This is a genomic window from Streptomyces ziwulingensis (genome assembly GCF_039542605.1).
GTDB classification, from domain to species: Bacteria; Actinomycetota; Actinomycetes; order Streptomycetales; family Streptomycetaceae; genus Streptomyces; species Streptomyces ziwulingensis.
This window is the reverse complement of the sequence record NZ_BAABIG010000056.1, coordinates 143996-155116: the sequence shown is the minus strand read 5'-3', so window position 1 is coordinate 155116 and position 11121 is coordinate 143996. Positions and strand designations below refer to the sequence as shown.

Below are 11121 nucleotides of genomic sequence, written 5' to 3'. Positions count from 1 at the left end.
ACTCAACGAGTGATCACGCCATTAGAAACGGTGTCTAAGTGAGCATGGTAACCGAATGGGCGGCAGCCCGGCTTTGTGGCAGGCGGCACAGCCGCTGCAGCCCGCCGAGACCCTGATCGCGTGCGTCGTGTCGCCGGGTTTCGACAACGCCGACTACCGCATCCTGTGACCGATGGCCCCGCCCGCTCACTCGGGCACCGGCGGCCCGTCGACATGAGGAACACCGCGTGAGACGACACCCCGCTCCGGCCGACAGCCGCGAAGCGGGGTGTATTCGATTCACACCGGTGTACTGGGCCACACAGGGGCGTGCGCATTCGGGTCAGTGTGCGCGCTGACCCAAGTTGGCTATGGCGCTTCCCATTTCGCGGGGTGAGTCTTTCGGTATCGCTTCCGTATTCGAAGGGGTCCGGCGCCCCACACGCCTTGGAGCGCACATGTCCAGCACACCTGAAACAGGAGAAGACCCCGAGGCGGCACCCCCCGGTTATCGGACCGCCGAAAGCATGGCGGGTGAAGAGGCGGTCACCGGGTTCGTCGACTCGCTCGATCCGGTCGGAGGCCACCTCGCCGACCTCGTGATCGAGACGGTTTTCGACAAGCTGTACCGCCGTCCCGGCCTGAGTCACCCCGAACGGGAGATGGTGACCCTGGCCGTGCTCGCCGCGCTCGGCGACACGGAGAGCCAGTTGACGCTCCATCTCGGCATCGCTCACCGCCTGGGGATCGCCCCGTCGAAGGTGATCGAGATCTTCGCGCACACCAGCGCCTACGCGGGATTTCCGCGGGCCCTGAACGCCGTCGAAACGGCGAAACAATTCTACGGGGAGCTAGGCGTTCTGCCCTTGGCGCAGAACCAGCAGGCACGGTGAATTCTCCCGCTCCCCCGGCACCGTTCCCAGCCGCAGCGGCATTTCCCACCTCGGCACCATTTCCCACCTCAGCACCATTTCCCACCTCAGCGGCATTTCCAGCCCCAGCCAAAGCCCCAGCACTGAAAGGTGCCTTCATGTCCGTACGGACCGCAATCCTCTTCCCCGGGCAGGGCGCCTATCTGCCAGGCGTCCTCGCCGAACGGGCGAATCGTTTCCCCAGGGCCGTCGAGGTGCTGGAGACGATCGACGAGGTGGTGACCGCCCGGGGCCACGAACCGGTCTCCGCGCTGCTCCTCGACCGGGACGCGCCCTCCCTCCAGGACCTCCTGGAGGGCGACAGCGACCGGCTGGACCTGGCGATCTACGCCACCAACGCGGTGGCGGCCGAACTGCTGGCCGGGCTCGGGGTGCGGGCCGACGTCCTGATGGGGCACAGCTTCGGCGAGTTCGCCGCGCTGTCCGCGGCGGGAGCGATCTCCGTCGCCGACGTCGCGAGCATGGCCTGCGCACGGATCGAGGCCTTCCGCCGGGCCGCGCCGGAGGAAGGCGGCCTGGTGGCACTGGACATCGCCGCGTGGCGGGCCGACCACCTGGTGGGTCTGCTGGACGAACCCGGGCTGCGCACAGCGATCGACAACGGTCCGGGCCAGACCGTCCTCTCCGGACCGCTGCCCTCCCTGAAGACGGTGGAGAAGACCGCGACGGAACTGGGCATCCGGGCCACCCGGCTGCGCGCCGGGTACGCCTTCCACAATCCCCTGCTGAACGACGCCGCGGACCTGTTCCGGCAGGCCACGGCGGACGTGGTGATCAGCGCTCCCCGCACGCCCGTGTTCTCCCCGATCCTCGGACGTCACGTCGTCGGCGCCGAGGACGCCCGCGAGGTCGTCGAACGGAACATGATCGCCCCGGTGCCGTTCTACGACGCGCTGCTCACCCTGTTCCGGCAGGGCACGCGGCTCTTCGTCGAGGCGGGTGCGCGGCAGGCGCTCAGCGGGATCGTCCGCTCCTCGCTTCCCACCGCGGCCGTCGCCGTCCCGCTGCTGCCGAGCCGCGGTGACCTGGACGGCATCGCGGCGGCCCTCGACGAAGCCGGTGTCCGCACCCGGTGGCAACCGGACGACCACCACGCACCGGGCGAGGCGGCAGACCCGCCGGAAACCGAACCGGCCCTCGCCGCCGAGGACGCGCAGTCCGGCGGACGGCCCGAGCTGCTGGGCGAACTGGCCGCGCTGTACGCCGACGACCTCGGATTCCCGGCCGAGATGCTCACCGCGGACATCGACCTGGAGGCGGACCTGGGCGTGGACTCGGCGAAGCAGACCGCGCTCTTCGAACGGGTCCGCCGCCAGTACCGCCTGCCGGACGTCCAGGGCGAACGCCGTGCCGAGGCGACCACGCTGGAGCGAATAGCGGAACTGGTCGAGGAACTGCGCCGATGACGGCCGCCGACGAATCCGACGAACTGATCGCCGTGGTGGGCATCGGAGTGGCCGTACCGGGCGCCGGCAGCCCCGCGGAACTGTGGCGGACGCTGAACGGAACGCGCGACGCCTTCAGCGAACCGGGTGACCGCTTCGACCTGCGCCACTTCTGGTCCGACGATCCGCACGAGGAGGACAAGACCTACGCGCGCCGGGCGGGGTACCTGCACGACCTGCGGCCGCACCCCGATCTGGAGAAGCTGGAGAAGGAGGAGGGCGACGGACCCGGCCGGGACGACGCGGAGCGGTGGCTGTGGCACGCGCTGTTCCAGGCCCGCGAACACGTCCGTACCGGCCCGGACCGCCCGTGCGCCGCGTACGTCGGCGCCTGGCCGGGCGGCAGTCAGAGTCTCGTCGAATCCGCGTTCGTGGACGCCGTCACCCGCCCGGTCGAGGACAGCGGGCAGGCCGAGCGGGTCCGGGCGGCGCTGCTCGCGCACTACCGGCACGCCCTGCCGCTGGCCGACGCGGCCACACCGGACGCGGTGGTGCGCAAGGTGTTCGCCCGGTTGCCCGAGCCGGTGACCGAGTCGTGCGTCGTGGACACCGCGTGCGCGTCCTCGCTCTACGCGGTCGATCTGGGAGCCAAGGCGCTCCTCGCCGGCGAGTGCGAGATCGCCTACTGCGGCGGCATCACCGTGGTGGATCCCACGATGGCGGTGATGTTCGCGAAGTTGAGCGGCCTGTCGCCGCGCGGCCGGGTGCGGGCCTTCACCGAGGCGGCGGACGGCACCCTGTTCAGCGACGGCGCGGGCATCGTCGCGCTGAAGACCCTGCGGCGGGCGCGGCAGGACCACGACACCGTGCACGGCGTGCTGCTCGGTTTCGGAGCGGCGGCGGACGGCCGCGGGAAGTCGATCTCCGCACCCAATCCGTCCGGTCAGCGCCGGGCGATCGAGCGCGCCCGGTCCGTCAACTCGCTCTCGTCCGGCCAGGTCGACTGGGTCATCGCGCACGGAACCGGCACCGCTGCCGGCGACCGGGTGGAGTCGCAGGTGCTGTCCGCTCTCGGACCGGCGTCGGGCCAGCTCTGCACCAGCAACAAACCCGTCTTCGGCCACACGGGCTGGACCGCCGGCGTCGTCTCCCTGATCCACGCGCTGCTGGGACTGCGGCACGGCTGGGTGCCGGCCCAGCTCGGCCGGTCCGAGGCCGTGGACGAACCCCCCGCCGGCCTGGACGTACCCGCGGGACCGGTGCGGTTCGGCCCCCGTCCCGGAGGGCGCCGCACGGTCGGGATCTCGGCGTTCGGCTTCGGCGGCACCAACGCCCACCTGCTGGTCGCCGACCGCGGCGAGGAGGCCGGCCTGCGCTCCGGGCCGCCGTCCCGGCCGGCCGGGACGGACCTGGTCCTGGTGGCGTGGGCGGCCCACCTGCCCGGCGACCCCGCCCCCGACGCCGTCCGCGACTGGCTGCGCGGCGCCGCGGCCGCTCCCCCGGCGTCGTTCCCGGACCCCTATCCCGCCGCGCGACCGTCCGAGGTGCGGCTGTCCGCCCGGACCCTGCCCGTCGTCGACCCCGCTCAACTGATGGGGTTGCAGGCCGCGGCGCGCCTCGTCGGGGAACACGGCGAACTCTGGTCGGACCTGCGCGAGACGACCGGGGTGATAGCCGCCCACACCGGCCTGCCGCGCGGACTCGTCGGCACCGCGGTGCGCTGCTACGCCCACGACGCGGCCGTGCTCCTGGGCCGGCCCGGCGCCGGGCCGGACTTCGCCGACGCCGCCGGACGGCTGGAGGCGACGCGCCGGCACTTCCCCGCCTGCACGGAGGACTCCCAGGCAGGCGTGCTGCCCAACGTCATCGCTTCGCGCATCGCCGCCCGGTACGACCTGCACGGTCCCACCCTCGCGGTGGACGCCGGCGTGGACAGCACCCTCACCGCGCTCCGGGTGGCCCGGAGATATCTGCGGACGGGTGAACTGGACCTCGCCCTGGTACTGGCGGTCAACGGCAACGCCACCCCGGCGAACGCGGCCGTGGCCGGAACCGGTACGACACCCCTCGCCGAAGGCGCCTTCCTCCTCGCGGTGACCACCGCGGACCTGGCCGAACGCCGGGGATGGCGGACACTGGCCCGGCTGTCCCTCACCGGGCCGATCGCCGGGGCCGGTACCGCGGCCGTACGGGCCGAGCCCGCACGCAGTTATCTCGCCGCGGAACACGCGGTCGCCCTGCTGCGGGCCGTGGAGTCGGGCGGGCCCGCGGTCCGGTTGCCCGGCCGCCACGACGACACGGTGCTGACCGTCTCGCCCGCCGGGACCCCGCGTCCGCCCGCTCCGCCCCCGGCCTCGCACCTGACGACGCGGTACACGCGAGGCTTCGTCCGCGCGGCGCCGCCCCCACCGGCGCCGTCGGCCCCCGGCCGGTCCACCGAGGCGTCCCTGCCGCCGCGAGGACTGCTGCTCGCGGAGTCCGCCGAAGCCGCGGCCCGGATCGAGGCCGAGGCGCGGGAGAGCGGCACCACGGTGTTCGTCCTGCCGGCCGGCGCCGGCGGGCGGGTGGCCGACCACGACCACGCCGCACTGCTCACGGCCGCCGATCGTGCCGCGCCGCACCTCACCGTGGTCGGTGACCTGCCCGGCCTGTCCCTGCACCGCGTCCTCGCCCTGCACGAGGCGACGTTCGTGGCGGTGCGGCGGCTGTGGCCGCGCTGGCGGCCGGACAGCTCCCTGACCGTCCTGCTGGGCGGCGCGACGCGGGCGAGGGCGGCCGTACCGGCCGCTCTGTTCGAAGGGCTGGTCAAGAGCGCGCGCTGGGAGCGGCCCGACGCCGTCGCGGTCGCCGTGACCACGGACGAGGCGGTGGACGGCGCGCTGCTGCACCGGGTGGCGGCGGAGCGTACCGGCGCGGCCATGCCCCCGCCGGTCGTCCGCCACCTGCGCGGCGAACGCTGGACCGAGGTCCTGCACCCCGCGCCGCTCCCGGACGCGGTACCGGAGTTCGACCTGCTTCCCGACGACTGCGTCGGCATCGTCACGGGCGGGACCAGCGGGCTGGCGCGGGAACTGCTCCGCGCGCTGCCGCCACGGTTGCGGCCACGCCTGTGGCTGCTGGGCCGCACCCCGATCGACGGCCCCGCACCGCGGGACGGCGGCACGGCCACCGGCGAACCGTACGCCACGACGCGGACCGACCTCGTCCGGCAGCTCCGGGAGGAACTGCCGGACCTGTCCACGCGGGAGGTCGTGGAGCACGCGGACGAGATCCTGCGCCACCGCGAGGTGCACCGTGCGCTGCGCGCCCTCGGAGCACGGTTCGGTGACGACCAGGTGCGGTACGCCACCTGCGACATGACCGACGAAGACCGGGTCCGGAACGTCGTCGGCCGGGTGCTGCGCGACGAGGGGCGGGTCGACTTCGTCCTGCACGCCGCCGGACAGGTGGCCTCGACACTGCTGCGGAACAAGTCACTCGACGCGTTCCGCGCGGTACGGGACACGAAGGTCCTGGGACATCACCACCTCGAAACCGCCCTCGCGTCCCATCCGCCGCGCCTGTGGTGCAACATCGGCTCCTACTCCGGGACGGCCGGTGCGCCCGGGGACACGGACTACGCGTCCGCCAACGCCTACCTGGCGGCCGCGGCCGAGGCCGCGACCGGGCCGGCGCAGGTGACCATCGGGTTCACCATGTGGCGGCAGACCGGTATGGGAGCCGACGACCTGTTCCAGGAACACGTCGCCCGCCAGGGGCAGTTCACTCCGATCTCCAGCGAGGAGGGCGCCGCGCAGTTCCTGGCGGAGCTGCGCGCGGCGCCGCTGGCCAGCGGTGCCGCGGTCTACCTCGGACCGGCCGAACGCGACCGGCTGCGGGAGCACCGGCCCGGCCTGGTCCGGGACGAACAGCCGCCGTGTCCCGCGGGCAGGCAGCGGCCCGCCTGGTGGAAGCGGCGCCCGGCGGACACCGGTGACGTGGAGTGGACCCACCTGGTGGACCCGGACCCGGAGCGCCACCTCCTCGACCACCTGGTCGGCGGGAAGCCGACCGTGCCGGCGACCTTCGTCCTGGACCTCGCCGCGCACGCCGCCGAGGCGCTCGTACCCGGCGCCGTCACGACGGGGTTCCGCGACGCCCGCTTCGACACCTTCATCCGTCCGTTCAGCCGCAAGGTGCCGGCCCCGCTGCGCATCCGCGCACGCGTCCTGCCGGACCGGCCGGGCGAGAGTGGCCCGCCGCGGACCGCGGTCGCGGTGAGCGTCCACTCCGACACCCTCGACCCGAGCGGCGCGCTGCGGCCGGGAGCGCTACGGCACTTCCAGGCCGTCGTACTGCTGGACCGGGACCGGCGGGAGAAACTCCCGCGACATCCCGCCCCCCGCCCGCGCTCGCCGGTTGCGGCGCGGGACGCGTACGCCGCGCCGGGCGCTCCGGTGTCCCTGCGCGGTCCCTTCCGCAACCTGTCGCACTGTCAGGTGGACGGCACGACGGCGTACGGCACCTGGACCCCCTCGCTGGCCGGACACCCCTGGCTGCGCACCCTGACCACGCCGGCGCTCTTCCTGTGCGCCGCCCTGCGGACGCTCGCCCTCAGGCCGGCGACCGCCGGTCACCAGCCGTTCTTCGTACCCCGGTCGATCGGGCACATCGAGCTGTCCACGGAGGGCGCCAACGACCACGACCTGCTGCTGCGGTACGGACACGGGCTCACGGTGTCGTCCGACGACGGCGGGACCTGCCGGGGCACCACGCCGGACGGGCAGGTGCTGACCCTGCTGACGGGGATCGAACTGGCCGACCTCGCCGGCCGGAGGGCGTCATGAGGGACTGGCGCTGTGTCGTCACCGGGGCGACCTCCGGTATCGGCAGGGAGATCGCCCACGGGCTCGCGGCCGCCGGCGCCGCGCTGGCTCTGGTCTGCCGCGACCGGGGCAGGGGCGAGGCCGTGGCGGCCGAGCTGGCCGGCTCCTGGCCGGACCCGGAGATCCGCCTGTTCGTCGCGGACCTCGCCGTCCTCGACGACGTACGCTCCGTCGCGCGGGAGATCCGCCGGCACTGGGACCGCGTGGACGTGCTGGTCAACAACGCCGGGACGCACGACGTCCACCCCTCGGTGAGCCCGGACGGGTTCGACCGGATGATCGCCACCAACCATCTCGGCCCGTTCCTGCTGACCCACCTCCTGCTCGACCCGCTCCGCGAGGGCGCCCCGTCCCGGGTCGTCACGGTGGCGTCCGAGGCACACCGCAGCGTCCTGCGCCTCGACCCGTACTCCTTCGCCGATCCCCGGCCGTACGGACCGCTCGGCTCATGGCACGTGTACGCGCGGTCCAAGCTGCTGAACGTGCTCACCACCCAGGAGGCGGCGCGGCGGTGGGCGCGGTACGGGGTCACCGCCCACGCCCTGTGCCCCGGCCTGGTGTCCACCGGGCTCGTCCGGAACATCCCCCTGGTGCCCGGGCTCCTCGCCCTCGCCGAACACACACCGCTGGTCCGCAGCCCCGCGCAGGGCGCACGGCCCGCCCTGCGGCTGGCGGGCGATCCGGAGTTCGCCCGCCGCGGCGGCGGGTTCCACTCCTGGATGCCGGTCGCCCGCCTGCTCCCGCCCGCGCCCCTGCGGCTCCGGCCGGCCTTGCGGCGCGCGGTCTGGGAACGCTCGGCGGAACTGGTCGGACTGCGCGACACCGACGCGTCCCCCGCGCACCGCCGTCCCGGCCGCCCTCCGGACCGCGGTCCGGACCGTACGGAGGTCACCGCTCATGAATGAGACACGTCCGGACGGCGGTTGGACCTCGCCCGGCCCCATGAACGGCACCGACACGCTGTTCTGGAGGCTCAGCAAGGACCCCCTGACACGTCCCCACGTCGCCTGGCTGTGGTTCCTGGAGAGCGCCCCCGAAGGGGACGCCTTTCTGCGGGCCTGCGCCGGGGCGACCCGCCGGCTGCCCCGGCTGACGCACCGCGTGGCGGAGGCACCGCTGCGCACGGGCCTGCCCGCGTGGACCCCGGACCCGGACTTCCGGCTGGCCCGGCACGCGCACCGCATGCGCCTGCCCGCTCGCGGAGGCCGGCGCGAGCTGCTGGACCTGGTCGAATGGAGGATGTCGGCGGCTTTCGACCCCCTCCACCCGCCGTGGGAGATCACCCTGGTCGAAGGCTATGAGACGGACCGGGCCGCCATCGTCCTGAAGTGGCACCACAGTCTCGGCGACGCGGTCACCATGGTGGCCGCGGTCCGTCGCCTGATGGCCGCCGACCCGCCCGGNCGGCCCGCCGCGCCGCCGCCCGGCTGCGGCCGGCCCGGCGCGGCGCTCGGCACCCCTGCCGCCCTGTCCCGTGCCGCGCACGGTCTGGCGCGGGACACCCGCACGGTGCTGCGGGAGGGGGTGCACGCCCTGTCGGTGCCGGGCGCCGCCGGTGGGGCGGCCCGGCTCGCCGGCCGTGTCGCCGCCCAACTGCTCCAGCCGGTGTCCCCGTCACCGCTGCTCGCCGAGCGCAGCTCCGCGATCCACTGCGACACGGTCACCGTCCCGCTCGCCGGGCTGAAGGCGGCCGGCCGGGCGGCGGGGGTGTCGGTGACCTCCGCGTACGTCTCGGCGGTGCTGGGGGCGTTCCACCGGTACCACGACCACCACGGGCTGGTCCGCGCCACCCTGCCGGTACTCGTCCCCATCAGTTTCCGGGAGCGGCACGAGACGGGCGCCGGCAACCTGGTGGCCGGCCTGCTGATCCCGGGGCCGATCGGCGACATGTCCGCGCGGACCCGCATGCTCCGCGTGCACCACGCGGTCACCGAGGCGCGCGGCACGGTGTCCAGAGGGGTCTTCGCGGTAATGGCCGACCTGGGCGCGCTCGTGCCCGGACCGCTGTACGCGCCACTGGCCCCGGCGCTGCTGCGCGCGGTCGACGTGGTGGTCACCAGCGTCCCCGGGCTGCCGGGCACCGCGCGGGCGGCGGGCGCACGGGTGGTGAACGCCGTGCCCTGGGCGCCGCGCGGCGGTGCGGCGGCCAACATCTCCATGGCCTCGCACGGCGACCTGTGCGGCATCGGCACGAACCTGGACCCGGCGGCCGTCACCGACCCGCGGCTCTTCCTGCGCTTCCTGGAGGAGAGCTTCGAGGAGACACTCGCCCACGCGTGACGCCCTCGGGGGCGGTCTTCGGCGTACGGCCGGAAGAACCCCGCGCACGGTACACACCATCCCGCCACCGGCGGCGCGCGACGCCGCGACGCCGGACGACGGCGGGGCGAACACTAGGAGAAACGGTGCGGCTCCCTCTGGAAACGGAACTGCCGGCGGAACGGATACGCCTGCTGCACACCCTGTCCACCCTGTCCGACGAGGTCTTCGAGTCGGGACCCACCCTCTGCGCGGGATGGTCGCCGCGAGACGTGCTCGGGCACCTGCTCGGGGTGGACCGCCTCCTCACCTTCTACCGTCCGTGGCGCCACCTCGCGGAAGTCAACCGGCGGCAGGTGCGGCGAGCCCGCGGGCTGTCCCGGGACCGGCTCATGGCCGAGGCCCGCGCCTGGGCCCGAAGGCCCGCCTGGAGCAGCAGGCTGGCCGCTCTGACCGCCCTGGGAGACCTGGCGGTCCACCATCAGGACATCGTGCGCGGCCTGGGCGTGGACCGCGACCTGCCGCTCTCCGTGCCGTCGTACATCCTCTGGGACGGAGCCATGCTCAGTAGCTGGTCCAACCTGCGCATCCTCAGGTACCGCGTGATCCCCACCGACGGACACCCCCCGCTCGGTCCGCCGGAAGCCCTGCGCCTGCCCGAAGTGCTGGGCGGCAGCGAGGCGTTGGGCATGTGGCTGGCGGGACGTGACAGCGTGGCCGGGGAGCTGCGCTTCACCTCGTCCGAGCCGGTGCGCCCCGGTCACCGGGCCGGCCGGCCGGTTGGGAGGGCGAGCCGGTGAGCCCCGAACCGATCGCCGCCCGGCGGGTCCTGGTCGACGGCGTCTCCACGCTCTACTACGAACACGGTGCGGGCACCCCGGTGCTTCTGGTGCCCGGCGTCGCGTCGAGCGCGCGCGACTGGTTCCCGGTGATGCGGGAACTGGGCGACACCTGCCGCGTACTGGCGCCGGCGCTTCCCGGGCTGGGCGGCACCGGCCCGCTGCCCGGCGTGGAACCGCCGCGGGTGGCGTCCTTCCTCGCCGGCTTCCTCAAGGCGCTGGGCGTCGACGGCGTCACGGCCGTCGGACACTCCTACGGCGGCCTCCTCGTCGCCGAACTCGCGCTCTCCCACCCCGAACTGGTGGACCGGCTGGTGCTGGTCGACGCCAGCGGTCTCGGCCGGGCGGCCCATCCGGCGGCCCTCGCGCTCGGAGTGCTGCCCGCCCGCGCGGCGGACCTGGTGTCGTGGCTCACGGCCGTACCCGGATTCGAGGCCGCCATGGCCCTCTCCAGCCTGCTGCTGCTCCGGCAGCCTTGGCGGGTCCCCCCGCAGACCTGGCTGGCCCAGGCGCGGCTGTCCGGTTCGCGGCAGGCCGTGCGGACCTCCTTGGAGGTCTTCCGGGAGGGCGCGAACCTCACCGGGCAGCGCCCCGGCATCCTCGTGGTGGACCGGCTCGCCGACATCCGGGTTCCGACCCTGGTCGTGTGGGGCGCCACCGACTGCCTGTTCCCGCTCTGGCAGGCACGGTCGGCGGTCCGTGAGCTGCCGAACGGCAGACTCGTGGTGCTCATGGGCGCCGGTCACGTCGCCCACCTGGACCGGCACACCGACTTCATGGACGCCGTCGGGCCGTTCGTGCGCGACCGCCTCGACCGGGTCCCCTGACGGCCACCGACGCACGGCGCGGAAGCCGCGGTGGA

8 protein-coding genes are annotated in these 11121 nt (G+C 74.1%); all 8 read left to right on the top strand.

Annotated features, from left to right (window positions below; genetic code table 11):
- Positions 1-55: 55 nt before the first annotated feature.
- The 8 genes from ABEB00_RS25995 (at position 56) to ABEB00_RS25960 (ending at position 11086) form a co-directional block, all read left to right on the top strand.
- Complete coding sequence (locus tag ABEB00_RS25995) at positions 56-169, top strand: cupin domain-containing protein (RefSeq protein WP_345622649.1); 114 nt, start codon at positions 56-58, stop codon at positions 167-169.
- Between the two features lie 268 nt (positions 170-437).
- Positions 438-872: a carboxymuconolactone decarboxylase family protein gene (locus tag ABEB00_RS25990; protein ID WP_345622648.1), complete on the top strand. Its 435-nt coding sequence runs from the start codon at positions 438-440 to the stop codon at positions 870-872.
- A 137-nt stretch (positions 873-1009) separates the two neighbouring features.
- On the top strand, positions 1010-2317 hold the full coding sequence (locus ABEB00_RS25985) for an acyltransferase domain-containing protein (protein ID WP_345622647.1): 1308 nt from the start codon (positions 1010-1012) through the stop codon (positions 2315-2317).
- Positions 2314-7122, top strand: a complete 4809-nt coding sequence (locus ABEB00_RS25980; RefSeq protein WP_345622645.1) for an SDR family oxidoreductase — start codon at positions 2314-2316, stop codon at positions 7120-7122. Before ABEB00_RS25985 ends, ABEB00_RS25980 begins: the two co-directional genes overlap by 4 nt.
- Complete coding sequence (locus tag ABEB00_RS25975) at positions 7119-8066, top strand: SDR family NAD(P)-dependent oxidoreductase (RefSeq protein WP_345622644.1); 948 nt, start codon at positions 7119-7121, stop codon at positions 8064-8066. The genes ABEB00_RS25980 and ABEB00_RS25975 overlap by 4 nt, the downstream gene beginning before the upstream one ends.
- Positions 8059-9441 carry a wax ester/triacylglycerol synthase domain-containing protein gene (locus ABEB00_RS25970; protein ID WP_345622643.1) on the top strand — a complete coding sequence of 461 codons (1383 nt, stop codon included), beginning with the start codon at positions 8059-8061 and terminating at the stop codon, positions 9439-9441. The genes ABEB00_RS25975 and ABEB00_RS25970 overlap by 8 nt, the downstream gene beginning before the upstream one ends.
- A 125-nt stretch (positions 9442-9566) precedes the next feature.
- Positions 9567-10220, top strand: coding sequence for a maleylpyruvate isomerase family mycothiol-dependent enzyme (locus tag ABEB00_RS25965; RefSeq protein ID WP_345622642.1), 654 nt, complete (start codon positions 9567-9569; stop codon positions 10218-10220).
- A complete protein-coding gene (locus tag ABEB00_RS25960) occupies positions 10217-11086 on the top strand; it encodes an alpha/beta fold hydrolase (protein WP_345622641.1) in 870 nt (289 codons plus the stop codon). Before ABEB00_RS25965 ends, ABEB00_RS25960 begins: the two co-directional genes overlap by 4 nt.
- The last annotated feature ends 35 nt before the right edge of the window (positions 11087-11121 follow it).

Coding starts and splice junctions, on each gene's coding strand:
- ABEB00_RS25980 (WP_345622645.1), top strand. CDS start 2,314: ATGACGGCCGCCGACGAATCCGACGAACTGATCGCCGTGGTGGGCATC.
- ABEB00_RS25995 (WP_345622649.1), top strand. CDS start 56: ATGGGCGGCAGCCCGGCTTTGTGGCAGGCGGCACAGCCGCTGCAGCCC.
- ABEB00_RS25990 (WP_345622648.1), top strand. CDS start 438: ATGTCCAGCACACCTGAAACAGGAGAAGACCCCGAGGCGGCACCCCCC.
- ABEB00_RS25985 (WP_345622647.1), top strand. CDS start 1,010: ATGTCCGTACGGACCGCAATCCTCTTCCCCGGGCAGGGCGCCTATCTG.
- ABEB00_RS25975 (WP_345622644.1), top strand. CDS start 7,119: ATGAGGGACTGGCGCTGTGTCGTCACCGGGGCGACCTCCGGTATCGGC.